Origin of the sequence: Blautia sp. TF10-30 (assembly GCF_003481245.1) — a bacterium.
Taxonomy (GTDB): domain Bacteria; phylum Bacillota; class Clostridia; order Lachnospirales; family Lachnospiraceae; genus Fusicatenibacter; species Fusicatenibacter saccharivorans.
Map to the genome: position 1 here is coordinate 1 of NZ_QUKM01000023.1, position 26,364 is coordinate 26,364.

Consider the following 26,364-nt stretch of genomic DNA (forward strand, 5'->3'; position numbering starts at 1 on the left):
TATCTGTGCAAAATCTAAGTAACAGGCGTATCCGCCGATATTTGGTCTGCCGCTTAAAGCGGCCGGAAGCACGTGACTTTAGTCATGTGGGGTTCACTAACAAAGGAAGAACAGCATCTCTCTTTGCTTTATTTACAGGAATTTCCATGTTGGCTATGTTTTTCTTCAATGCCAAAGAATCATCAGCTATTTTTTATGCATTATACCTATCTCTCCGTACAGCCTGATTATGGGATCGCCACACAGTATCGGACGGATAACTTGATTTACATGCAAAAAACAGGTTTGTTTTTTCCGGATACCAACACTTTGTCAGAATCTTCTATACCGGATTCTGAACGGAATGATTCTGAAATACAAAATAGTAGTACTGTTGATTCCTCTGAAGATTCTCTGACACAGGAATCACAGACAATTTCCAGACTTCAGGACGAAATGCGTGCTGTTTATCAGTATATTCAGCAGCAGAATACGCTTTCGGATATGAATTTCACTTACACGGCAAATGCAAAGGGAGAAAATTACGCGATCCTCTGTGAAACAACAGAAGAGAAGGATGGCATAATGGCCAATGTTAATTATTGCCTGTATGATAACGGTTCTAAAACTGACGAAAACAATAATACCTTCGAGGAGCTTGTTCTGGAAAAAGTATATCCCAATGGTGAATATGAGACAGAGCTGGTTGATTTCTATCTGGTAGATCCAGAAACTCTGGAAGTTATAGATGAACAGAAATCAACTTGGTAGTTCCGGTACATCGTTTTCGAAAGAACTGCTTCGTCAATTTCTGTTAAATAGATTGAACAAATTTCTCTACATAATGCAAGGTAGCACCGATCGCCGGTGTATACTGTCCATGCGTACCGACCAGTATCTGCGTGTTATCCGGTATGGATGGTGCGGCAGTATGGAGATACTCTGTCAGATACGTCAAATCCTCCTCTGTAAAATAAGGTGCAAGGTAGCCACTAAGGATGATCGGTGCATCGATCATCAGGTTAAGATTCTTCATGGCAAATGCCAGGTGGTTTAAATAGTCTTTCCAGATCTGTAGGATCTGGGGAGATTTTTTTGCGCGAAGAAGAGGAAAAAATTCTTTGACAGGTATACCTGCAGCCTGTTCCAGTGCATTGGCAGAGCAGTAGGTCTCCAGACAGCCACGGCTGCCGCAATAACAAAGTGGCCCATCGGGATGAATACACATATGTTCCAGTGTTCCGCTGTGCATGGAGACTCCCTGATGAACTTGATGATCCGTAATGATACCGCCGCCCAGATTTCGGTTCAGCAGAATGATAACAGCACTGTCAAGCTCCGGATGATTCCATAATTCCAGGAACGCAGCTGATTTTGAGTCGTGCTCCAGATAACAGGGATAAGGAAGGTATCTGGAAAAATCATCCAGCTTCATGCCGACGTTATTCATAATATCTCCATATAATACCGTAGTATGATCTAAAGAGGTGATACCCTGTGTGGCAATGGAGATACCAAGAACTTTGTCATGGTCATATTGGTGTGACGAAAGGAATTCCTTTACGGTGTCAGTAACCTGTTTATAGTAATCCGGTGTGTCAGAATAGGGAAGCAAAACAGTATCTGTGTAGAAAGCATTTCCGTACAGATCTACAGCAGTTATATGAAACATTCCTTTTAAAATACCGATACCAATAGAAATTTTAAAATCGGATACAATCTGAATGGCGTTTGCTTTTCTTCCGCCGGTGGATGCAAAAAGCCGTTTTTTTTTCTATCAGACCTTCCTGCTCCAGAAGGTTGAGGTTCTGGCTGACTGTGGATAAACCCATCTGCAGTTCCTGAACGATCTGCTGCTTGGAGGTCTTTTTCTTTCTGTAAATATATTGGTAAACCTTTGAGTTATTTATTTTTTGAGACTAATGTTGGTCAGTCCCTTTTCATTCATGATGTTCTCCTGATTGTGTTACAAGATAATATTAAGTATCAAAATTATTGTAGCATAGAACGAAAAAAAGCAATAAAAAGGATATGCATTACAGAAAGCTGACGGAAAAGCAACAACGATACACAAATATGTTGGAATGATTTCTGGAAAGGGTTTACATATCTTCAAAATGCCATTAATATAAAGAAGGGATCTTCCCATCCATAAAAAATAAGATACGGAGAATTAACATGAAAAAACAATTGAAGGATACTCAGATTCTGTTGGAAATCCTGATCCTGACAGCAGCTGTTGCTATTATTGCAGCGGCAGTCTATTTTTTTCTGGTACCAAGCCATACTTCTGTCAGCAGTATTTCGGGTCTTGGTATCGTACTTTCCAACTTTGTACCGTTGCCCCTTTCCGCCATCACCATGATTCTGAACGTAGTACTTCTGATCATCGGCTTTTTTACCTGCGGAAGAGAATTTGGTGTAAAAACCGTCTACACCAGTATCATGCTTCCTGTTTTTCTTGGACTTTTTGAAAAAATCTTCCCGGATTTTGGTTCGATGACAAACAGTCAGGAGCTGGATGTTCTGTGCTATACACTTGTAGTCAGTGTGGGACTCAGTATTCTTTTTAACAGAAATGCTTCTTCCGGCGGACTTGATATTGTAGCAAAGATCATGAATAAATATCTTCATATGGAGCTTGGAAAAGCTATGTCGCTGTCCGGTATGTGCGTTGCCCTGTCTGCAGCACTCGTTTACGACAAAAAAACGGTAGTCCTGAGTATTCTTGGAACGTATTTTAACGGAATTGTTCTGGATCATTTTATTTTTGACCATAATATCAAACGCCGGGTATGTATCATCACTCCAAAGGAAGAAGAACTTCGGGAATTTATTCTTCATGAGCTGCACAGCGGTGCTACGATCTATGAAGCCTATGGTGCCTATAACATGCAGAAGCGCAAAGAAATCATCACGATCGTAGACAAGACAGAATACCAGAAATTGATGAATTTTATCAACAAACTTGATCCGAAAGCGTTTATCACAGTTTATAATGTATCCAACATGAGATATCAGCCTAAAATGTAAAAAAGTTCCGCAGCACCTCAATCACAGAAGTGCTGCGGAATTTTTTTACCGTAATTTCCTGTGAAAACGTTTCTTGAATTACCCCATGGAGCAAAAACTCCGGCGCGGCTGAAGGAGAAGAAGAGCGAACGGATGCAGATGGATACGATCAATGACATCGTTATAGTGCAAATAAGGACACTTTTTTAGACAAAGCGTGTTCTTTTTTTACCACATAAAGTTATCTATAATTAGAGACAGAAAATGGAGGAAGGGTATGAAAAGATATTATTTAGCAATTGATATAGGAGCATCCAGCGGAAGGCATATTCTCGGGCATATGGAAGATGGGAAAATGGTTCTCGAGGAAGTTTACCGTTTCCCGAATGGAATGCAGAAACGGGACGGTGAGAAGGTGTGGGATATCGAGGCACTCTTCAAAGCTGTGTTGGCCGGAATGAAAAAATGCAGAGAACTTGGAAAGATCCCGGTGAGTGTCGGAATTGATACATGGGCAGTTGATTTTGTCCTTCTGGACAAGGATGATCAGCGGATCGGAAATGCCGTTGCTTATCGCGATGACCGCACGAAAGGAATGGATGAGGAGGTTTATCGCACAGTGCCGGAGGAAGAACTCTATGCATCGACCGGTATTCAGAAACAAATTTTTAACAGTATTTATCAGCTCATGGCGTGGAAGAAGAAAAAGCCGGAACAGCTGGAAAAAGCAGAGACTCTTCTGATGATTCCGGATTACCTGAATTTCCTGCTTTCCGGCGTGAAAGCGCAGGAATACACAAATGCAACAACGACCCAGCTTGTCAATCCGGAAACCGGGGACTGGAACAGGGAGATGATTCAAAAACTGGGATACCCGGAGAAAATCTTCCTGCCGATCCGTGAACCGGGGACTGTGATCGGTCGTCTGAAAAAAGAAATTCAGGAGCAGGTCGGCTTCAACTGTGAGATTGTTCTTCCCGCAACACACGACACAGGCTCCGCAGTAGTCGCTGTGCCAAGCAATGAGGAACATGTACTCTACATCAGCTCTGGAACCTGGTCTCTGATGGGAACAGAATTAAAAGAGGCCGATTGCGGGACAGAAGCCATGCAGCACAATTTTACCAATGAAGGCGGCTACAACAGAAGATACCGTTTTCTGAAAAACATTATGGGGCTGTGGATGATTCAGTCTGTACGAAAAGAAATCGCAGAGGAGGTAAGTTTTGGAACCATTTGCGAAATGGCATCGAAATGCAGGATTTCATCCATCGTGGATGCAAATGACGATCGTTTTCTGGCACCGGAACATATGACAGTAGAAGTGCAGAAGGCGTGTGAAGAAAGTGGCCAGCAGATACCGCAGGGAATTACAGAGATCGCAGCAGTGATCTATAACAGTCTGGCAGTATGCTATGCAAAGACATTAAAAGAACTGGAAGAACAAACGGGCTGTCAGTACCGGAAGATTCATGTCGTAGGCGGCGGCGCCAACGCCGATTATCTGAACCGGCTGACAGCAGAAAAGACCGGAAGGACCGTACTGGCGGGACCGACAGAGGCAACTGCCATCGGCAATCTGGCGGTGCAGATGATCACCGGAAAGGAATGCAGCAATTTGAAGGATGCGAGAAACTGTATTTTCCATTCCTTCGAAATCAAACAATATGAGCCATAAAAAATGAGATGAAAGGTTAAAGGGGCGAAAAACATGTTAGTTGAAACAAAAGCAAAAGTAGGTGTATTTGCAATCGCACTGGGTGCATATCTGCCGCAGTTCCCGACGCTGGTTCCGGAATTTGAGGCACAGTATGATGCGTTCAAAAAGACGATTCCCGATACCGTTGAAATGATCGATGGTGGAATCGTTACAACGAAAGAATTATCCATGGAAGCAGGAGATAAGTTCCGTGCAGCGGATGTAGATCTTGTTATTTTACAGCTTCTGACCTACGCGACCAGCTACAATATGCTCCCGGCAGTCCGTGACCTGAATGTGCCGGTTGTGCTTGTGAATGTGCAGAAACGGAAAGCACCGGATTATGCCAATACCGATACGCCAAAATGGCTGGGTGAGCTGTATGCCTGTGGAGCAGTCGGTGAGATGGTAGCCGATCTGGAGCGTGCAGGAAAACGTCATGCCGTCATCACCGGTGTTGTAGAAGGCGGAGATGATTACGTAGCTAAGGAAATCGACGAGTGGTGCCGGGCAGCCCAGGTACGCAGAAGATTCCGTTACACCAATATTGCCCAGATCGGAAGACCATATCCGGGAATGATGGACCTGTATATCGATGAAACCAATCTTTACAACCGGATGGGACTTTACACGAAACAGTTCGACTGGGAGAAAATGTGGGCAATCGCGGATCCTGTTACAGATGAGGCCGCAATCCGCGTCAAGGCAGAGGAGATTCTGGATACCTTTGACATCGAGGGCGGTGCAACGGTAGAGACCGTATGGGATATGGCAAAATATGTCGTTGCTTTTGAAGAATGGGTAAAAAAAGAAGATCTTGGTATGGTGGCATCCCATTATGACGGCTTTGCCAAGGGGGTTGCCGGAAAACTGGACAGCATGCTGATCCCGGCATTTTCCATGCTGATTAAACAGGGCACAGCCTGCGCCGTAGAGGGTGATATGAAAGTTGCAATGGCAATGAGCATTTTGAAAACAATCGCCGGAACCGGTCAGCTTTCTGAGATGTATTCGATCGATTTCAATGAGGATATCTGTATTATCGGCCACTCCGGATCGGGAGATGCTGATATTTCGCAGGCGAAAAAACCGTCCATGAAAATCGTTGATGTTTTTCATGGCAAGACGGGCGGCGGATATCTGACGCAGTTTTATCCGCCAGTCGGAGATGTTACATATCTTGGAATTACGCAGGATAAAGACGGTCATTTTAAATTTGTTGCTGCAGAGGGTGTCAATGAGGATGGTCCGATCTTTACCTTTGGCGATACAAACATGAGAACACGTTTCTCCATTGGGGCAAGAGAGTTCTGCAACAGATGGAGTGAGGCGGGACCAACACATCATATGGCAGCTGCTGTCGGACATCATATTGATACGATTCTGAAAGTGGCAAAAATCCTGGATGTGCCGGTAGACATTGTATGCCGGTAAATACCGATAAAATAAGAGAAAAGAGAGAAAGAAGAGGGAAATAACATGAAATTTTTAGATGCAGAATTTGTAAAAGGCTTTATCCGTATGGCAAATGATGGCTGGGAGCAGGGATGGCATGAGAGAAACGGCGGAAACCTTTCTTACCGTGTGAAACCGGAAGAGGTTGAAGAGGTAAAAGAAAACTTTGAGGCCAGAGAGTGGAATCCGATCGGAACCGCCGTTCCAAATCTTGCGGGAGAGTATTTCCTGGTAACCGGAAGCGGAAAATATTTCCGAAATGTCACAATCAAACCGGAAGACAGCATCTGTATGATTGAGCTGGATGAAAAAGGTGAAAATTACCGCATCGTCTGGGGTCTCGTCAACGGAGGACGTCCGACCTCAGAGCTTCCGAGCCATCTGATGAACCTGGAGGTAAAAAAACTTCAGGACGAAAGATACCGCGTTGTGTACCATGCACATACCACCAACGTGATCGCGCTTACCTTTGTTCTGCCGCTGGAAGATAAAGTATTTACCCGCGAACTCTGGGAGATGGCAACCGAGTGTCCTGTTGTATTCCCGTCCGGAATCGGTGTCGTTCCGTGGATGGTTCCGGGAGGCAGAGAGATCGCCGTTGCCACGAGCGAGCTGATGAAGAAATATGATCTTGCTATCTGGGCACACCACGGCATGTTCGCCGCCGGCTTTGATTTTGACCTGACCTTCGGTCTGATGCATACCGCAGAAAAATCTGCAGAAATCCTGGTAAAAACACTTTCTATGCAGCCAACGAAACGCCAGACGATCACACCGGATGAATTCCGCCATCTGGCAAAGGATTTCGGCGTAACACTGCCAGAAGAGTTTTTGTATGAGAAATAAAACTGGAAACTGATAGTGAAAAATGGCCGTCTGATCCTTGCACTGAGGAATGGGACGGCCATTTTTTTGCTGTGCAGAAGAAAAAGTCTATTAATTTCTTTCGGAATTTGATAAACTATAAGATAAGATTATCGATTAGAAAACAGTGGAACATTTCATTATCAGACAGAAAATGCTGGTGTGTCTGCGCTCAGAAAGGAAAGATGAAATATGACTTCAGCGATTAGTATAGGAAAGCAGGATTTTGCTTCCCTTCGAGAAAATCATTATTTTTATGTTGATAAAACCGATTTTATCAGACAATGGTGGGAAAGTGGAGATGACATTACGCTGATCACACGTCCGAGAAGATTTGGCAAAACATTGAATATGAGCATGCTGAATTGTTTCTTTTCCAGACAGTATGCAGAAAAAGGTACCATCTTTGAAGGGCTTTCCATCTGGAAACAGGAAAAATACCGCAGACTGCAGGGAACTTATCCGGTGATTTTTCTGAGCTTTGCGGACGTAAAACAGAATAACTATCAAGATGCAGTGCAGAAGATAAAAAATATTATTGTAGATGCTTATCGCCAACATCGGTATTTGGAGCAGGAAGAATGCTTTACGCAAAATGAGAAACAGCAGATGCTGGAAATTACAGAAAAAATGAGTGATGTGACAGCACAGGATGCATTAAAAAATCTTTCCAGTTATTTGAATCTTTTATATGGAAAAAAAGTTTTGATCTTTCTGGATGAATATGACACGCCCATGCAGGAAGCCTATATTCATGGATACTGGGGTGAATTTGCCGGATTTATGAGAAGCCTTTTCAATGCGACGTTCAAAACAAATCCATATCTGGACCGCGCTGTGATGACTGGAATTACCCGTATTTCCAAAGAATCTGTTTTTTCGGACCTCAATAATCTGACGGTTATTACAACAACATCGGATGCCTATGCAGACTGTTTTGGTTTTACAGAAAAAGAGGTATTTCAATCATTAGATCAATTTGGAATGCCGGAAAAGAAAGAGCTGGTAAAGCAATGGTATGACGGATTTTGCTTTGGCACGCATCGTGATATTTACAATCCGTGGTCTATTACAAATTATCTGAAAGAGAAAAAACTGCGGCCCTACTGGGCAGCTACAAGTTCCAATGGATTGATCAGCAAACTCCTGCAGTCGGCATCGGTAAATATGAAGGAAGAACTGGAAAAACTGATCAACAGACAACAAATTGTAGTTAATTTTGATGAGCAGATTATATTTGGACAATTAGAACAGGATGAAAGTGCGGTATGGAGTCTGTTGGTGGCAAGCGGTTATCTGAAAGTGGAGGAGATTGAATACAGAGGACTGACGCTGGAGCCGTGGTATTCTCTTTCCATCACAAATCTGGAGACTGTGAGCATGTTTTCGAATATGTTCAAAAGCTGGTTTGCAGCGGCATCTGCCAATTATAATGAATTTATCAAAGCAATGCTGAATGGTGATGTAAAAGCGATGAACCTCTATATGAATGATATTGCACTTGCTACATTTAGTAATTTTGATGCTGGAAAACATGCGTCCGAGCGGAGCCAGCCAGAGCGGTTTTATCATGGATTTGTACTTGGGCTGCTGGTGGAAGTGCGAGATCTTTATGAGGTGCGTTCCAATCGGGAAAGTGGGTATGGAAGATACGATGTGATTCTAATTCCCAGAAATTTGGATCGAGATGCTATGATTCTGGAATTTAAAGTAAAAGAAACGGAAGAAAAAACGCTGCAGGAAACGGTACAAAAAGCACTGGCGCAGATTGAAATAAAGAAATACGACGTGGAACTAAAAGAACGGGGAATTCCAAAAGAAAGAATCCGGTATTATGGATTTGCGTTTGAAGGGAAAAAGGTACTAATTGGGTAATAGAAAACGCTGTCAATGCTTCTCTGGAAGGGGAAGCGGGACAGCGTTTTTCTGTTAATTGTGATTAGAGTACCATTTGAAGCAGCATCGCCAAAAGCGGCATCGTCACAATAGAAGCCAGCATAGTAACAACATTGATGGCACTGGCATAGCGTGAATCGTTTCCGTATACCTGGCACATCTGTGTAACTGTAGAGGCAGATGGCGTGATGACGGCGAGAAAAACAATCAGAATCAGCGTCGGTCCGTCTGCAGAAAGATCGGCAAGATGGCTGATTTTCAGAAGAACAAGCGCCATCAGCGGAACGGCGATCAGGCGGAGAAAGGTCACGAAGTAAATCCGTTTATTCGCAAAAATCTGCCGGAAGTCCATGCCGGCAAAAAGCATACCCGTAACAATCATACTGGCAGGGCCAACCATGCTTCCGACAGAATGAAGCGTATTGTTGACCAGCGCAGGAAGCCGGATGCCCGTGAAAAAAAGAAGAATTCCGACGAAAATAGAAATAATATTGAGGTTCAGAACAATCTTCTTCCAGTCATAGGAAGCCTCACGGCTGATCACCTTTTTAGAGTGTGTCCAGAAAAAGACAAGCTGTACGCTCATATAAACACAGCTGTAAAGCACCCATTCCGCTCCTAAAACAGCCGTCACAAGCGGCACAATCAGATTGCCGGAATTGGAGTAGTAAACAGAAGTTATCTCAACCGCATCCAAATGAAACACCCGTCCAAGAGCTGAAACCGCAAAAAGAAGCACAACCTGCATCAGAAGCGAAGCCGCAAACGCAACCAGCAGCCCCCGCACCGTTTCCGGCGTGTAATCGACCTGAAACGCATTCAGAATCACGCAGGGAATGATCAGGTACAGCACAATTTTCGACAGAACTTTGCTGTCCTCATCCTTTAAAAGTCCGGCTTTTACGATTAAAAAGCCCATAAAAATCATAAGAAAAAGCTGCGCGATCTGCTGCGCAAGAAGAATACCGATCGTCATAAAAATTTCCCCATATGTGTGTCTTATAGAAAATATTATAAGGTGGAGGAGAGGGGATTTCAATTTCTTTTTGAGAGATTTGGGTCGAAATAATGGTGAAAATATAAGAAAAATGGCTGTTGACCAAAAGAAAATGCTGTCATATAATATATTCGACAAGAGAGCCGTTGGTCAGTGTACACCTGACCGCCGGATAAAGCTTCTAACTAAAAATAGCGTCTAACTTTACCAGAGCAGAGGCGCTATTTTGATTTGACAAAATTACACGATTGCAATATAATATACTTAACAAGACAGCCGGAAGGTGAGCGCAATCACCCGATCTGGCGAAAATGTTGAATAGCTATAAGAAATAGCCGTCCTACCTTTACCAGAGAACAGGACGGCTATTTCTTATTTGCATAAGTCAAAATTGCAACAATAAGTAAAGCAACGCTGATTATAATCTGCAATTCTTCGTATGTACTCATAATAATCATCCTTTCTGCAAGACTCAGATCAGATGAAAGCACGTCCCCCGGCTGCCCGGTTAAATATATTAGAGTGTCTAAGATTCCCAATAAAAAACGAACAAGGAAAACTCATTTCTTGAAATGTATTATAACAGAAAAGAGAAGTAAAAGAAAGTAATAAAAAATAGTCAGAAAATTTGAAGTTCCTGTAAATGTGCAGTGTATTGGATTTGAATATAATACAAAATAGAACAAAAGTTTGAAATTTACAAAGGTATATGAGATAATAAAGAAAAATGGAAGAAACGTCAGGAAAGGGGAGAAGCCTATGTCGCATATTTCAGAATACGAAGTCGAAAACATATTGATCGACCGCTTAGAGAGTATTGGATACAGCTTTATCAAATTGAATACCTATGAGGATGTCCTTGCCAATTTCCGCGCACAGCTTGCAGAATTCAACGCGAAAAAGCTGGAAGAAAAAGGCCATGCGGCATCCTTTTCTGACACAGAATTTAATCGTATTATGATTCACATGGATAACCATTCCGTGTATGAATCTGCGAAAATTTTGCGAGATAAATATATTCTGCAGCTCGATAATGGAGAGAATGTATATCTTGATTTCTTTTCCAACGATACAGACAGAAACATTTATCAGGTAACGCATCAGGTCACTATGGATAAAGCACATAAAGAGGATGTTGTATATAAAAATCGATATGATGTAACCGTACTGATCAACGGACTTCCGATGATCCAGATTGAGTTAAAGCGTCCTGGTGTGGAAATCAACGAAGCGATCAATCAGATCAATCGCTATAGAAAGTTCAGTTTTAAAGGCTTGTTCCGATATTTACAGCTGTTTGTAGTCAGCAACTCTGTGCAGACAAAATATTTCTGTAATGAAAATGAAATGGTAGATGGTCGCTATAACCCGATTTTGAAATCACTCGTATTTTTCTGGACCGATGATAAAAATACAAGAATCAACGATCTGAATACCTTTACCAGTGAATTTTTCTGCAAGCCGACAATCACAGAAATGATAGACAAATACATGATTATCAAAACGACAGAACCAGTGCTGATGGTAATGCGTCCATATCAGATTTATGCAGTAAAAGCAGCAAAGAAGCGGGTACTGGAAGTGAAGCAGAATGGTTATGTATTTGCCTGCACTGGTTCCGGAAAAACACTGACATCTTTTAAATTGGCTCAGATTCTGAGGGACGAGGCAAGAGTAGATCTTGTGGTATTTCTGATTGACCGGAAAGATCTGGATGATCAGACCGTGGAAGAATATAATTCATTCGAAAAAGATTGTGTCGACAATACAGACAGCACCCGTGTGCTCATTCAGATGCTGAAATTATCTGAGAAAAAGATGATTGTTACAACCATTCAGAAAATGGCGAATGCTGTTAAAAATCCAAAATACGAAGCGTTTATGGATGATTACCGTGATAAAAAAGTAGTATTTATCATTGATGAATGCCACCGTTCCCAGTTTGGCAGTATGCATGCCCAGATTCAGAAACACTTTGAAAAAGCCAATTATATAGGATTTACAGGAACTCCTATTTTCGAGAAAAATAAAGGAGCAGACGGCCGTACAACAGCAGATGTATTTCATGCAGGGGAAAAACTGGATGCATGCCTGCATCGGTATATGATCAAAGATGCAATTGCAGACGGCAATGTGCTTCGATTTTCCGTGGAATATCAGCGGACGATCTCAGCGAAAAATGTTGCAGCGAGAGGAATTGATCCGGAACAGTTAGATGATCCAGAATACTGCAAACGCCATAATATTGATATGATACCACTTTATCATGATGAGGAACGAATCACCAGAGTTGCAAAACACATTATGGAACATCATGAGCAGCATGTGCATCCGCAGGGCAAAGATACATACACAGCACTTTTTGCAGTAGATTCCATTCCGACACTTGGAAAATACTATGATGCATTTCAGAAACTGAATAAAACAGTTCCGGAGGAGAAACGGCTGAAAATTGCAGCTATTTTTTCCTATCAGGCAAATGAAGATATAGATGATGGAGCAGATGAACATTCGCAGGAACTGCTGGAGCGCTGTATAAAGGACTATAATGCTATGTACGGTACAGCATTTGGCATTGATACGTTTGATCCGTACAGAAAAGATATTGCGAAGCGGTTAAAACAGAAAGTTCTTCCACAGGTGGATATCCTGATCGTAGTCAATATGTTTTTAACCGGATTTGACGCAAAATCATTGAATACACTGTATCTGGACAAAAATCTGGTCTGGCATTCACTTGTTCAGGCATACAGTCGTACGAACCGTATTGACAAAGTAACAAAACAGTTTGGACAGATTGTAACGTATCGAAATATCAAGCAGTGGCAGGATGATGCATTGACTCTGTTTTCGGGTGATGGAGATCCGAACGAATATCTGCTGGAAGACTATGCGTATTATTTGAACCAATGGATGAATCAGACTGTTATTTTAAGAAAAGTAACGCCTGATGTAGAAGCAGCGGGACAGTTACAATCAGAAGATGAAATCCGTATGTTTATTATGGCATTCCGTGCGCTTGCAAAGACGCTTGCTACGCTGAAAACATTTTCAAAATTTGACTGGTCAGATCTTGGAGTAGTTATGGATGAAAATGAATACGAAGGTTTCAAAAGCTGGTATCTGTACTATAAAGACCAGACCGTCAATCCAAATCCGAAAGTTCCGGTTCCAGTGGATGTGGATTTTGACATTGAGCTTGTCAGAACAGACCGAATCAACGTTGTGTATATTTTAAACTTATTAAAAAATGCAAAAACACATACCAAGACAGAGGAAGAAAAGCAGCAGGATGTCGATCTGATTCTGCGGGAAATCGAGCGTTCCGATAATGAATCCTTACGTTTGAAAAAAGAAGTGATGCGGCAATTTATCTTAACGAGATTTTACGATCTGCCGGAAAATGCAGATGTCATGGAGGCATTCAATCAATTTGAAAAAGAACAGATGCAGGCAGACATGGAAGAATTTGCATTTGACAACCAGATTGATTACAAGATAGTATCAGATCTGGTCTCGGCATATACATTCAGTGGTAATGTATCGGAGGATAATATTCGCGAAAGATTGATGGCATATCCGCTGGGACTGCTGAAAATGACAAAATTGACTAAGAATGTGAAAAGATTTATACAGGATACTTATAAAAAATACAAGGCTGAAGGAGAAACAGAATGACAGATACAAATACATATCAGGCACAGGCGAATGAACTTTCACAGAAATTATGGGCAATCGCGAACGATCTGCGCGGCCAGATGGATGCAAGCGAGTTCAAAAATTATATCTTAGGAGTAATTTTCTATCGCTATCTTTCTGAACGAACGGAAATGTATATGATCGATCTTCTCAAAAATGACGATGGGATCACATATGAAGAAGCCTTTGCGGATGAAGAATACAGACCGGTTGTAGAAGAATGGTCGCTGTCAAAACTGGGCTATGTGATTAAGCCGGAAAATCTGTTTCGAAACCTGATTCGCAAGATTACAAAGTTTGAAAATGATGCGGATAAATTCAGCGTGGAAGATTTCGAAAAAGCGATCAATGATCTGGTAGGTTCTACGATGGGACACGAATCCAACAAGGCATTTGACGGGCTGTTTAACGATATGCGTCTGCAGGATTCCCGGCTTGGCGAGACAGTGGCAGACCGTACGGAAATGATCGGGCGAGTTATGGTACGTGTATCGGATATTGATTTCGATTTACAGGATTCCCAGTTTGACGTACTTGGCACAGCGTATATGATTTTGATTGGTTTATTCGCATCGGATGCGGGAAAGAAAGGCGGAGAGTTCTTTACTCCGGCAGGTCCGTCGAAGCTCTGCGCAACACTTGCGGCACTGGGACTGGATGAGGCAAAGACGGTTGGTGACTGCACCTGCGGTTCTGCTTCTATGCTTCTGGAAGTACAGAAACATCTGACAACAGGAAAAGTCGGTCATTTTTACGGACAGGAGCTGAATGCGACAACGTACAACCTGAGCCGTATGAACATGATCATGCACGGCATCGACTGGCAGAATTTTGACATTTACAAAGGCGATACATTGAAAGATGACAAATACGGCGATATCAAAATGACAGTACAGGTTTGCAATCCGCCGTATTCTCTGAAATGGTCTGCAGATAAACAGTTCGAAGATGACCCACGCTATTCCGGCGCAGGAAAACTGGCACCGAAAGGACAGGCGGACCTCGCATTCGTGGAACACATGATTTATCATATGGACGAAGATGACGGACGCGTTGCTGTACTGCTGCCGCATGGTGTATTGTTCCGTGGTGGAGCGGAGGAAACTATTCGAAAATACATCATTAAAGATTTGAACCGTCTGGATGCAGTAATTGGATTGCCAGCAAACCTGTTCCATGGAACGGGAATTCCGGTTTGTGTGCTGGTGCTGAAGTGCAAGAGAAATGGAAATGCGGGAAATATCTTATTTATTGATGCATCAAAAGAGTTCAAGGCTGGAAAGAACCAGAATGTGCTGGAGCAGAAGCATATTGATAAAATTGTTGAGACGTATGAGAAGCGTGTAGATGTTGATAAATTTGCTCATGTGGCGGAGATGAGCGAGATTGTTGAGAATGGATATAACTTGAATATTCCGAGGTATGTGGATACGTTTGAAGAGGAAGAACCAGTGGATTTAGAGGCTGTGAGAGCGGAAATTAAGAGACTGGACGTGGAAACGAAAAATGCAATTGAGAAGGCAGAGAGTATGTTGCAGCAACTTGGATTATAAAGGAGAAAGTAACTACATATGGGACAACCAAGTAGTAAAGATGTTGGGAAAAGAGCTATTTATAATTATCATGTAAATGAACAAATAGGGAATAAAAAAGTTTCAATGGAAATTGTGGAAAATTGGTATCCACAAAGCTACCATCAGAAGGAAATTTTTATTTTAAGTAAAATAAGAAAACTATGTAACGGTTTTGATGGCACAGATATTAAAGTAAGTGATCAAGAATTGCCCCTGTTGTTTATGACTGCGGAGTGGAATACAACGAAAGATGGGAAATATATTCAAAATAGAAATCAGATTTTAAGACGTGCAATAAGTCGGTTTGATGATTTTGAACATCAAGGATATATTACAGGCACTTATGGGTGCTTTCAGTTTACTTTTTCTGGGATGAAGAAATTGGAAGACTTAGTAATAATGAAACCGGATATAAATCAGAATATTGAACAGGTAATTGAAGAGATAAGAAAGGAAAATGAAAAGTCTTCTGCTCGTTATGAAGAATTGATTTCTGTATTGCAAGACATTAAGAATACACCTAAAAACTATAGAGAATATATTTCAGATTTGGCAAATATTGCAACAATAGGAAGTATTATTCCAAGTGCTGTTCCGAAAGTAGGAAAGTTATTGGGGAGACTCATAAGTGTTTTGTAGAAAATGTTAGAGGCATTTGCCAAATTAATCAAATAAATACTAAGAGGATATAAAACTGTGATACCAAAATTAAGATTTAAAGATGATAATGGAAATGATTTTCCAGCATGGAATACTACGGTGCGGCTGGAAGAAATATCGGCATTTATAACAAAAGGAGCTACACCTACAACATATGGGTTTGAATGGCAAATAAAGGGTATATATTTTTTTAGAAATGATTGTATAAAAAATAATATTTTTGTATATGGTGATTATTCGTATATTTCTGAGGAAGCTAATGAATTTTTGAAACGTTCAGAAATCAGAGGAGATGATATTGTAATTGCGATTACAGGAGATATTGGAAAAGTAGGATTAGTGCCAAGAAAAATAAAGAAAGCTAATATTAATCAGCATTTAGCGAGGATAAGAATCGTAAAGGATGCAATACCATATTTTGTATATAGTTACCTTGGTTCGAATGAGATGCAGCGGAATTATAGAAAAATTAAAACCGGATTATCAATGGCACAATTAAGTCTTAGTCAAATTCGAGAAACGAGAATACCGGTAGTTTCAATAATGGAACAACAAAAAATAGCAGAATTTTTAATGGAAATGGACAGGATAATTGAAACAAAAAAAGAAACTGTAGTTGCATGGCAAGAACGTAAAAAGGGTGTGATGCAGAAAATTTTCAGTCAGGAAGTAAGATTCAAGGATGAAGATGGAGAGAATTTTCCGGATTGGAAAGAGAAAAAAATTAGTGATATTTTTTTTAAGATAAAAGATAAAAATAAAGATGGGAAAAATCAAAATGTGATAACTAATTCAGCGGAGTATGGTTTAATTAATCAGCGTGAATTTTTTGAAAAAGATATTGCAGTTGATGGAAAAATGGAAAATTATACGGTGATTAAGACAGGTGATTTTGTGTATAATCCGAGAAAATCTAAGCAAGCACCGTATGGACCATTTAATTGTTACCAACTCGAAGAAGAGGGTATTGTATCACCATTGTATACATGTTTACGCCCAAAAGGTAATGCTGATGAGAAATATTTGCTTTGGTATTTCAAAAGTGGTAGTTGGTATAGATTCATATATGAAAATGGGGCACAGAATGGTGCAAGACACGATAGAGTTGGTATGACGGATTCGTTAATGCAAGAGATTCCTGTATATTTACCGCAGGCATTAGAGGAGCAGCAGAAAATCGCAGATTGCCTGTCTGCGTTGGACGATGTCATTAACAATTACAAAGAAACATTAACTGCATGGCAAGAACTGAAAAAGGGACTATTGCAGCAGATATTTGTATAGAGGGGGAATTAAACGATGAATATACAGGAATTTATATCAAATTATCATAATCATCCTGTTTTGTTTGTTGGAACAGGATTGAGCTTACGTTATTTAAAAAATTCATATAGCTGGGATTCGTTGCTTCAAAAGGTGGCAATGGATTTCAATGAAAATCCAGAATACTACTTGGACATAAAATCTGAACATATGGACTCTACGGGTTATGTCTATGAGCAAATTGCAACGCAATTAGAGAATGATTTTAATCAGTATCTGAAAAAGAATCGTCATGGAAAATTCGAATATATTAATGATATCTTTTATGAAAATATGCAAAAGGGTATCAATATTAGTCGATTTAAATTGTATTTAGCTGATTTATTAAGAACTGCGGAAATTAAAGAATCTGCATTAGATGAAATTGCCGAATTAAAGAAAGCACGAAAAAATATAAGCTCGGTCATTACAACGAATTATGATACGATGATTGAGCAATTGTTTTCTTTTAATCCATTAATTGGAAATAATATTTTACTCAGTAATCCATATGGGTCAGTATACAAAATTCATGGCTGCGTTTCACAACCGGAGAAAATTATTATAACAGAGGAAGATTATGAAGAGTTTAATTGCAAATATGAACTGATCCGTGCGCAGTTACTATCCTTGTTCATACATAATCCGATTATTTTTATCGGATACAATATAGGAGATAAAAACATAAAAGATATTCTTCGGACAATATTTTCTTATGTTGATTATAATTCAGATGAGGCGAAGAAAATACGGGATAATTTTTTACTGGTTGAGTATGAAGAAGGATCTGACAATACGGAAGTTATAGAACACGATATAGATATTGAGGGGTTTGAAACTATACGTATAAATAAAATTAAAACGGACAATTTTACGGCAGTGTATCAGGCATTAGCTAATCTTGTGTTACCAGTTTCTGCCATGGATATTCGGAAAGTCCAGAGTGTTGTTCGAGAAATATGTGAAGGTGGTGCGATAGAAGTTTCTATTACAGAAGATTTGGACAAACTCAATAATTCGGACAAAGTGCTTGTTGTCGGATCAAGAAAAACAATTAAGTACGAATTTTTAACTACGTCTGAAATGATGATTAACTATTTCGAAATAATAGAAGAAGCTAATTCACAGCTATTGTCACTTTTAAATAAACAGAAAATACAATCTTCACAATATTTTCCGATTTTTGCATTTTCGGCAATATGTCCGGAAATAGGCAGAAGTGAGGAATTAAAACAGCAGCAAAGGGATAAAATTGCAGCATTGATAAAATCACCGCATTCGTCTTGTACAGGAAATCATTCAACCCCACAGGAAGTTTTAGATGATCAACAGGTTCCGCAGACATATAAAACGTTAGAGATGATTTGTTCTATTATGTCTGGAAAAATGAACTTAGAACAAGTTGAGATTTTTTTGAAAAATCATGAAGATAAACGTTCAACGGATTATCGAAAATTATTATGCGCATATGATTTAAAGTGTAAGATATAGGTGAAAAAGATCTGTTGCAATTTAAAGACTAATTATAGATATGAAAATTGGTACATTTGTGGAGAAAGAGAATGGAAGGATTGCGATTTAAAGGGTATAAGTCGTTTACACAAGAATATGTTGAAATTTTAGAATTTGAAAAAATTAATGTTTTTATAGGGAAAAACAACTCAGGGAAATCTAGCTGCTTAGATATTATAAAAGATATTATTGATCCTAATGAATTGGATAAAAATCCATTTTTAAAAAATGGTTTAGAAATACAATTGGTTCATGCACTTTCAGAGGAAGAAATTAGATATGTTTTTTCGGAAAATACATTCGGAGGAGGTATACCAACGGAAAACCATTATATGTTTGGAAAAAATTATATTGGTAAAAAAATGAATTTTCGTATTAGTGTAGAAAAAGATTACAGAACAAGGGAAAGAGATTTTCAATATCAATATGTTGAAAATAAAAATGTTTTTGAAGCAGAATATAATAATTATTGGAATCAGTTTGGTGAGAGAATGAGGAGCTTGTGGAAAGAATATGAGTTTAGGCGCTTGGATGCCGAAAGAAATATTGTACCAGAAGTGGAATCAAATGATGAAAACATAAATTTGAATGGAGAAGGGGCAAGCAATTTAATTCGAAAAATAATAAATTACAGCGAGTATGATGAAAACATAGTTCAAGAAGAATTATTAACTGCTTTAAATGCCATTATTTATCCGGAAACAACTTATGAAAATATAAAAATACAACAGGTGGACGATGCAGGAGAACTGAAATGGGAAATTTTTCTCCAGGAAAAAGGAAAACGATATGCATTATCAAAGATGGGAAGCGGATTAAAAACCATAATATTAGTTTTAGCTAATTTGTTGATTATTCCAAAATTGAAAGCGTATAAAAATAAAAAGATTATTTATGCGTTTGAAGAGCTGGAAAATAATCTGCATCCTGCATTGCAAAGAAAACTTTTTGAATATATTTACAAATATGCACAAGACAATGATATCATGATTTTCTTGACGACACATTCTCATGTGGCAATTAATACTTTTTGCGATAAAGAGGGAACTCAGATATTCCATGTGGAAAAACAAGATGGTGTATCAAAAATGCATAAAATAGATGACTATATATCAAAAACAACATTACTGAATGATTTAGATGTGCGTGCATCAGATATATTGCAATCTAATGGCATTATCTGGGTAGAGGGACCTTCGGATAGAGTTTATATAAAACGATGGTTGAAGATTTTTGGAGGTGATGAAATAGAAGAGGGAAGGGATTATCAATTTTTATATTATGGAGGAAGATTATTATCACACTATACAGCAGAACAGGATTGTGAGGATTTGATAAGTATATTATTGACAAATCGAAATGCAGCTATTGTTATTGACAGTGATAAAAGAAAAAATAATTCTAAAATAAATGAAACAAAAAAGAGAGTAAAAAATGAATTTGAAAAGTATGGCGCTTTTTGCTGGATTACTAAGGGAAAAGAAATAGAAAATTATCTTGAGAAGGAGGCTATAGAAGAAGCTTTTGGCAAAAAAGTTGGAAAACAATGTGAACAATATCAATTATTTCCGGAATATATAGGGCCGATTTGTCCAACATTTAAAAAAGTAGAATTTGCCCAAAAGGTGGTGCCGTATGTTATACAGGAACGGGCTTCGAAAATGTTAGATTTGGAGAAACAGGTAAAATCACTTTACGCAGTTATAAAAAAATGGAATCAGAAATAAAAAAGAAACGAGCAACCCGATTGAGCCCTAAGACTGTACACGACACAAAACCCATTTCTTTTATATTATAATAAAGATAATTTGAAAAATAGTCAAGAAAAATTTAGCTAGACTTTATTTGAAGAATGACTATAAGGATAAGAGTGTTCATGGATATAAAAATCATAAAAAGAGAAAAACGTTTATGCACATGCTGCATGGAAGAACATGAAGTGAAGACGGTTCTTGTTGAAGAAAAGATGACGTTTAGGAATGTAAAAATTGTTTATGAGGCAACCTATTTTTTGTGTGATGCGGCTGACGTATTTTATATGGACGAGGAACAGATGCAGAAAAATTATTTGAATCAGAAAGCGGCATACCAGAAAATCATAAACGATTCAGTAGATGAGAAAATCTGAGTTAAAAGTACGGTTTGGATATAAGCTGAAGGATTGGGTACATAGAGATCTATTGAATGAATGAAAAGAAAAAGCGGATGGAGTGCCCCATCCACTGCTGTTAAACGATTGTTTTTATTGGACAATCTAACCGCTTTTAAACGAGCATTTTAAATGGATGCTCTAACCGCTGTACAAATAGAGAAACGAGCAACCCGATTGAGCCCTAAGGCTGTACACGACAAAAAAACCATTTCTTAATTTCTATACTAAAGGAAGGCTGAATTATAGTCAAGAAATTTTTGCGATTTTAAAACAAAGTAATAAAAAGTGTGATATAATAACCTCATAATGAAAAGTAAAATTCCGCCTATTTTTCAACATTGTAGGCGGCAATTTTACACCTGTCAGTTAGTGAATCCTAATAAAAGTAAGAAAGAGGTACCCGCCCATGATGGAATACACCAGCAAATACTGGAACATGCTGACTCCTTTAATAAAGAAAAGCCTGCGAAAACGTTACGGCAAAGCGAAAACCACCCAGCTTCTCCGCAAAACCAACCAGATCTACCGCGATATGCTTCGCCGCGCCGACGATATCGGAAAGGACAACCCGATGGCGTCGAATCTCTATGAGGGCCTCATCTTCCTCGCCCTGTGGGATGCATCCGACCGGAAAATCTCTGTGGAGGAACTGCGTACAATCTCAGAGGAGATGATGTCCTTCCCGCTTCTGAAAGCCATGGGCCTGATGATTAATGCGAATAAGAAGAGCGGCATGGCGCGGATTGCGAAGATGATGCATAAGGATGCCGCCTGGCTGGAAGCACATCCGCAGTATAAGGCGTATTCGTGGGATTTTCATTTTGATGAGACGAAGCATCAGGACGGTTTTTATTACCACTTCACCCAATGTCCCCTGAATACCTTCGCCCGAAAAGAGGGCTATCTGGAAGTGCTGCCGATTATGTGCGACATTGATTACAAGACAGCAGCCCTGATGCACGCGAAGCTCTACCGTGACCATACGCTGGCAGGCAGCGGTGAGGTCTGTGATTACTGGTTCGTGGGGGACAAGGTGGAAAATCCGAAATAAAATAAGACCGGGACGGAACCGGTGAAATGGATCGAAGAATATAAAACACAGAAGAGAGATCACCCAGAATGAGCAATGAAAAAATAAAACCAAAACTGAACGGAACTGCCGAGACGATGCTGCAGTGCTTCTACGCCCGTGCCATGCACAGCAGAAATCCGAAAAACAAGTTCCGCGACACCAAAGCAGAAGAGCTGATCGACCGCATCGACTATGATTTCAGCAATGCGAAAAAGGACACAGCAATGAGCGGCGGAATCGTAGCGCGGAGTGTTGTGTTTGATGAGCTGGTCAGCGACTTTATCCGAAAGAACCCGGATTGTACCGTCGTCAACATCGCCTGTGGTCTGGACACACGGTTTTACCGCATGGATAATGGAAAAATTACCTGGTACAATCTCGATCTGCCGGAGACGATTGAGGTGCGCGATTCCATCTATCAGGAATCCGGCCATGTTTCCACGATTGCGTGTTCCGTGCTCGACCCGGCATGGGCCGATCAGGTAAAAGTGCGGGGCAAAATGCTTTTCATTATCGAAGGTCTGACCATGTACATGAAAGCGGATGAGGTCAGAATGATGCTCGCCATCATCCGCGATCATTTCGACAATGCCTACGTCTGCATGGAAACGCTGTGCCCGTACTTTGTAAAGAAAGAAAACATCGAAAAATCCATCCAGGCGACAGGCGCGACATTTACCTGGGGTGCGAACAGCTTTGCAGACCTGGGCGACATTGCCGCCGGTTTCCGAAAAGTAAAAGACGACAACATCGCCCGCGGTATGGAAACGCTGAATCCCATCTACAAGCTGTTCATGTGGATGACGATTGTCCACAAATTCGCAGAGAAAATTCTGGTGTTTGAGAAAGCGTAAGAAAAAGCGAAAAAAATAAAAAGAAACAGGCAGCCCGGCAGCGGAAAAGCTTAAAAAACTTCCGTGCAGGGAACCTGTTTTTTTGTTTGTGCAGGCAATCAACAAATCATTCATCCGGCCACACAAAATGTGCATTTCCCGCTTCAAGGCCGTCAATCAGAATATTCTGCCCCGTGCAGAAACGGTTCGTCACGGTCATAAAATACGCCCAGTCCGCTGCTTCCTCGACGGTCATCCACCGTTTCAGCGGCGTCAGCTCCATGATCTGATCCCAGAGCTTTTGGTCTTCTGTGACAGGCAGATTCAACTCGGTCAGTACGCCGCCGAAATCAAGGCTGTTGCACGTTCCGCCGTACGGTGCAATGCGGAGTGCCACATTTTTTGTGTAGGCGAGAACACCGCCCTTGCTTGCCGTGTATTCCGGAAACTCAGCTCCGGTATGGCCGCTGGCCGAGCCGATCATAAGGACGGCGCGGATATTGTCATGAATTCCGTACGCCTCCGTGATTGCGATGGTTCCCTTTAAATTGATATCAATATCATCCTCGTTCTGCACACCGGCGTTGTTGATGACAATATCGAAGGGCGCAAGTGCCGGATACTGTTCCCTGTCGCGGATATCAAGGCAGAAATGAGTATATGAATCCTGGCTGATCGAAGCCTCCTTCCGGTCAAATCCGGTAACGTCAAAGCCTTCTTTTAAAAATTTTTCCGCAATCGCCTTCCCGATTCCGGAGCTGGTTCCTGTAATAAGTACACGCATACGATAACCTCCCGATGAAATATTACCCTCATTATACCGCAAACACAGCATGCGATCCAGAAGAAACGAAAAAGAATGCAGGAAAAGAAAAGGTTACGGGAAAAATCACTGCATAAAACAAAAGAGTCTCCCAAACTGCAACAAATAATTGACAGATTTTAAGAGAAGGAGTAGAGTTTTTGAAAGGGGGATTATCCCTGCAAAGAGTGAAAACAAAAGAGGTGCAAATATGCTGAAAGTAGACAATCTTACCTTTGAAGTAAACGAAGAGGGAAGAAAACGCTGCCTCGTCAACCACATCAGTTTTGAAGTGAAGGACGGGGAAATGCTGGTGATTACCGGACCAAACGGCGGCGGAAAATCGACGCTGGCAAAAGTACTTGCCGGCATTGAGGAAGCAAACGGCGGAGAAATCTTCCTAGATGAGGAAAATATTACCGGTTATGATATTGACCACCGCGCAAACGCCGGCATTGGCTATGCATTCCAGCAGCCGCCGCGTTTTAAAGGAATGACGGTGAAAAAAATGCTGTCGCTGGCAGCCGGAAAAGAACTGACGGAAGCCGAGAGTTGTAAACTCCTCTCCGCTGTCGGACTCTGCTCTGCCGATTACCTGAACCGCCAGATGGACGGTACGCTCTCGGGAGGAGAGATGAAGCGTCTGGAGATCGCAACGGTTCTTGCAAAACCGCATAAGGTCAGCATTTTCGATGAGCCGGAGGCCGGCATTGACCTGTGGAGCTTTTCCATGCTGATCAAACGGTTTGAAGAAATCCACAAAGAGAAGAAAGAATGTCTGATCCTCATTTCTCATCAGGAACGCATTATCCAGATGGCAGACAAGATCATGGTGATCGAGGACGGCCAGGTGAAAGAATACGGTACAAAGGAAGACGTACTGCCGACCCTGTTCCAGCAGAAAACAGGCCGGATGTGCGGCCAGGAAGGAGGCACATGCTGATGGTACAGGTAGATGAGACAACCCAGGGCGTATTAAATCAGATCAGCGAGGGATTTGAGCAGAAAGGGGCATACAATCTCCGCCAGAACGGCATTCCGCTCTGCCACGGTGACAGTGAGCATATCAAAATCCGCAAAAAAGAGGATAAGCCGGGCATTGATATTTTGATCGATGGCGAGACGAAAGGTGAAAAAGTATTTATCCCGGTTGTCGTCAGCGTTTCCGGCATGACGGACCTTGTTTACAATGATTTCTACGTTGCGGATGGCGCCGATGTTACGATTGTAGCGGGCTGCGGTATCCACAACGGCGGCTGCAACGACAGCCGGCACGATGGTATCCATACGTTCCATGTAGGAAAAAATGCCAACGTGCGCTACGAGGAAAAGCATTATGGCGAGGGAAACGGAACGGGACAGCGGATTCTGAACCCGGTGACAAATATTGAAATCGGAGAAAATTCCGTTTTTACGCTGGATACCGTACAGATTAAGGGCGTTGACTCAACAATTCGTACGACGAATGTTGTGATGGATGCAAACTCCAAACTGTTTGTGCTCGAACGTCTGATGACAGACGGTGACCAGAAGGCAGAGTCGGATATTGAAGTATGTATGAACGGAAGCGGTTCTTCCGCACAGATTATTTCACGTTCTGTCGGAAAGGGCAATTCCTCACAGGTCTTCCATCCGAAGGCAGTCGGCAAAAACAAATGCCACGCCCATATCCAGTGCGATTCTATCATCATGGATCACGCCCAGGTCGGATCTATTCCGGAGATCCAGGCAAAGCATGTGGATGCGGCAATCATCCACGAGGCGGCGATCGGACGGATCAATGATGAGCAGCTATTGAAACTCAGAACGCTCGGCATGACGGAAGCGGAGGCGGAAAACGTCATTATTGAAAACTTCCTGAGCTGAAGAAAAAAAGGAAACAAGAGAACAAAAAAGAGGCATTTCCAGTCTGCATAGATGGAGATTCCTCTTTTTGTGCATTTTTCACAAAAGCAGGTAGTAAATTTTACTAAAATAAAAAGTAAAATATTTTGACTTTTAACATATGATAAATTTGTACTGTTGAAAAAAGGAAAGATACAAGATAGAGAAATGGGGAAAGCGAAAATGGGTATTGTGATCAATCATTCCGAAAATATTTTCCTGCTGCAGACCAGATCCAACGGCTATGCGTTCGGCATTGACGATCAGGGACTGGTAAGACATACAGAGTTTCTTCCGTGATATGAAAAAATACGAAGAGGCGATGGAGGCTCCGGTGAAGAACGAGGTGGCGATCGTGTACGATTACGATTCCCTGGCATCGTTCCGTATCCAGCGCCAGAGCATTCTGCTCGATCCGGCGGAACCGTAATCGTGACGTACCGCCACGCCGTGAAAGATGCGGACAACAACGTTCCGTTCGGCGAGACACTGCCGGTGCACTACAATGCGCTTGCGGGGCTGACCGTAGAAGAGACGGAGAGCCTGCAGGACTATGATGCATTCCCGGTTGTGGGAAGCGGCGTGTTCGAGGGCGTGGAAGGCACAGGCGGAATTTTCTGTGATATAGGCCTTGTGGAGCTCGAGCTCATCCCGGGAACGCGGAACAAAAAGAGGATTCTGCTGACGGATGCCGGACGGGAACTGGAGAAAAATACGACGGACCGGCTGCGCGGGGCGGAGATCCGTGCATATGGAAAACTCTCGGCAGAAGAGCTGAACAGCTATCTTGAGATGACAAGAAAGCTGACGGCAGCGCTGCGCGAGGAGACGGAAAAACTTTAAAGAGAGAGCAGAAATGAATCAGAAAAAAGACAAAATTCAGTTATCCGATCATTTTACATACGGGGCGGTCTATTTCCTGAACCGCTCCCCGTCAAGTAGACAATTGAAAAAATATAAATTTTTCCTGCC

Annotated in this window: 24 protein-coding genes; 20 read left to right on the forward strand and 4 right to left on the reverse strand. The window is 41.3% G+C overall.

The window, feature by feature from the left end; all coding sequences use genetic code 11:
• Positions 1-72: 72 nt before the first annotated feature.
• On the forward strand, positions 73-750 hold the full coding sequence (locus DXD02_RS15340; protein ID WP_199691648.1) for a hypothetical protein: 678 nt from the start codon (positions 73-75) through the stop codon (positions 748-750).
• 43 nt (positions 751-793) lie between these two features.
• Here DXD02_RS15340 and DXD02_RS14620 read toward each other — a convergent pair whose 3' ends face one another.
• On the reverse strand, positions 794-1,651 hold the full coding sequence (locus DXD02_RS14620) for an ROK family protein (protein ID WP_243106616.1): 858 nt from the start codon (positions 1,649-1,651) through the stop codon (positions 794-796).
• A gap of 506 nt (positions 1,652-2,157) precedes the next feature.
• On the opposite strand from DXD02_RS14620, the gene DXD02_RS14625 reads away from it, so the two are divergent.
• From DXD02_RS14625 to DXD02_RS14645, 5 genes are all read left to right on the forward strand, one after another.
• Positions 2,158-3,012, forward strand: a complete 855-nt coding sequence (locus DXD02_RS14625; protein ID WP_022461234.1) for a YitT family protein — start codon at positions 2,158-2,160, stop codon at positions 3,010-3,012.
• A gap of 256 nt (positions 3,013-3,268) precedes the next feature.
• Positions 3,269-4,669 (forward strand): rhamnulokinase, encoded by a 1,401-nt coding sequence (gene rhaB / locus DXD02_RS14630; protein ID WP_118667054.1) that lies wholly within the window; start codon positions 3,269-3,271, stop codon positions 4,667-4,669.
• Between the two features lie 33 nt (positions 4,670-4,702).
• Entirely contained in the window at positions 4,703-6,124 is a 1,422-nt protein-coding gene (locus DXD02_RS14635) for an arabinose isomerase (protein ID WP_118667055.1), read from the forward strand.
• A 45-nt stretch (positions 6,125-6,169) separates the two neighbouring features.
• Complete coding sequence (rhaD, locus tag DXD02_RS14640; RefSeq protein ID WP_055265851.1) at positions 6,170-6,991, forward strand: rhamnulose-1-phosphate aldolase; 822 nt, start codon at positions 6,170-6,172, stop codon at positions 6,989-6,991.
• 210 nt (positions 6,992-7,201) lie between these two features.
• Positions 7,202-8,884 carry an AAA family ATPase gene (locus DXD02_RS14645; protein WP_118667056.1) on the forward strand — a complete coding sequence of 561 codons (1,683 nt, stop codon included), beginning with the start codon at positions 7,202-7,204 and terminating at the stop codon, positions 8,882-8,884.
• A 64-nt stretch (positions 8,885-8,948) separates the two neighbouring features.
• Here the strand turns inward: DXD02_RS14645 and DXD02_RS14650 are convergent, their stop codons facing one another.
• The gene (locus DXD02_RS14650) at positions 8,949-9,881 is read right to left on the reverse strand and encodes an AEC family transporter (protein ID WP_118667057.1); all 933 of its coding nucleotides are present in this window, start codon (positions 9,879-9,881) and stop codon (positions 8,949-8,951) included.
• 386 nt (positions 9,882-10,267) lie between these two features.
• Positions 10,268-10,360, reverse strand: a complete 93-nt coding sequence (locus DXD02_RS16445; protein ID WP_373141176.1) for a putative holin-like toxin — start codon at positions 10,358-10,360, stop codon at positions 10,268-10,270.
• 301 nt (positions 10,361-10,661) lie between these two features.
• Here DXD02_RS16445 and DXD02_RS14655 point away from each other — a divergent pair, with 301 nt between their 5' ends.
• From DXD02_RS14655 to DXD02_RS14695, 9 genes are all read left to right on the forward strand, one after another.
• Positions 10,662-13,580: a type I restriction endonuclease subunit R gene (locus DXD02_RS14655; RefSeq protein ID WP_118667058.1), complete on the forward strand. Its 2,919-nt coding sequence runs from the start codon at positions 10,662-10,664 to the stop codon at positions 13,578-13,580.
• Positions 13,577-15,154 carry a type I restriction-modification system subunit M gene (locus DXD02_RS14660; RefSeq protein ID WP_118667059.1) on the forward strand — a complete coding sequence of 526 codons (1,578 nt, stop codon included), beginning with the start codon at positions 13,577-13,579 and terminating at the stop codon, positions 15,152-15,154. The genes DXD02_RS14655 and DXD02_RS14660 overlap by 4 nt, the downstream gene beginning before the upstream one ends.
• 18 nt (positions 15,155-15,172) lie before the next feature.
• Positions 15,173-15,814: a hypothetical protein gene (locus DXD02_RS14665; protein WP_118667060.1), complete on the forward strand. Its 642-nt coding sequence runs from the start codon at positions 15,173-15,175 to the stop codon at positions 15,812-15,814.
• A 57-nt stretch (positions 15,815-15,871) separates the two neighbouring features.
• Entirely contained in the window at positions 15,872-17,119 is a 1,248-nt protein-coding gene (locus DXD02_RS14670; RefSeq protein ID WP_118667061.1) for a restriction endonuclease subunit S, read from the forward strand.
• Between the two features lie 15 nt (positions 17,120-17,134).
• Positions 17,135-18,628, forward strand: coding sequence for an SIR2 family protein (locus tag DXD02_RS14675; protein WP_118667062.1), 1,494 nt, complete (start codon positions 17,135-17,137; stop codon positions 18,626-18,628).
• A gap of 71 nt (positions 18,629-18,699) precedes the next feature.
• Positions 18,700-20,376, forward strand: a complete 1,677-nt coding sequence (locus DXD02_RS14680) for an ATP-dependent nuclease (RefSeq protein ID WP_118667063.1) — start codon at positions 18,700-18,702, stop codon at positions 20,374-20,376.
• A gap of 149 nt (positions 20,377-20,525) precedes the next feature.
• Positions 20,526-20,777 (forward strand): hypothetical protein, encoded by a 252-nt coding sequence (locus tag DXD02_RS14685; RefSeq protein ID WP_118667064.1) that lies wholly within the window; start codon positions 20,526-20,528, stop codon positions 20,775-20,777.
• 430 nt (positions 20,778-21,207) lie between these two features.
• Entirely contained in the window at positions 21,208-21,852 is a 645-nt protein-coding gene (locus tag DXD02_RS14690; RefSeq protein ID WP_118667065.1) for an L-2-amino-thiazoline-4-carboxylic acid hydrolase, read from the forward strand.
• A gap of 68 nt (positions 21,853-21,920) precedes the next feature.
• On the forward strand, positions 21,921-22,727 hold the full coding sequence (locus DXD02_RS14695; RefSeq protein WP_118667066.1) for a class I SAM-dependent methyltransferase: 807 nt from the start codon (positions 21,921-21,923) through the stop codon (positions 22,725-22,727).
• 106 nt (positions 22,728-22,833) lie between these two features.
• Here the strand turns inward: DXD02_RS14695 and DXD02_RS14700 are convergent, their stop codons facing one another.
• Complete coding sequence (locus DXD02_RS14700) at positions 22,834-23,490, reverse strand: SDR family NAD(P)-dependent oxidoreductase (protein WP_118667067.1); 657 nt, start codon at positions 23,488-23,490, stop codon at positions 22,834-22,836.
• Positions 23,491-23,719: 229 nt separating this feature from the next.
• Here DXD02_RS14700 and DXD02_RS14705 point away from each other — a divergent pair, with 229 nt between their 5' ends.
• The 5 genes from DXD02_RS14705 to DXD02_RS14715 all read left to right on the forward strand — a co-directional run bounded on the left by DXD02_RS14705 (position 23,720) and on the right by DXD02_RS14715 (position 26,235).
• Positions 23,720-24,451, forward strand: a complete 732-nt coding sequence (locus DXD02_RS14705; protein ID WP_117804223.1) for an ABC transporter ATP-binding protein — start codon at positions 23,720-23,722, stop codon at positions 24,449-24,451.
• The gene (locus tag DXD02_RS14710; protein WP_055219683.1) at positions 24,451-25,374 is read left to right on the forward strand and encodes a SufB/SufD family protein; all 924 of its coding nucleotides are present in this window, start codon (positions 24,451-24,453) and stop codon (positions 25,372-25,374) included. The genes DXD02_RS14705 and DXD02_RS14710 overlap by 1 nt, the downstream gene beginning before the upstream one ends.
• A 186-nt stretch (positions 25,375-25,560) precedes the next feature.
• Positions 25,561-25,692, forward strand: a complete 132-nt coding sequence (locus tag DXD02_RS15970; RefSeq protein WP_279220842.1) for a hypothetical protein — start codon at positions 25,561-25,563, stop codon at positions 25,690-25,692.
• A 1-nt stretch (position 25,693) separates the two neighbouring features.
• The gene (locus DXD02_RS15975; protein ID WP_256372840.1) at positions 25,694-25,822 is read left to right on the forward strand and encodes a hypothetical protein; all 129 of its coding nucleotides are present in this window, start codon (positions 25,694-25,696) and stop codon (positions 25,820-25,822) included.
• Positions 25,823-25,824: 2 nt separating this feature from the next.
• A complete protein-coding gene (locus DXD02_RS14715) occupies positions 25,825-26,235 on the forward strand; it encodes a hypothetical protein (protein WP_158565038.1) in 411 nt (136 codons plus the stop codon).
• The last annotated feature ends 129 nt before the right edge of the window (positions 26,236-26,364 follow it).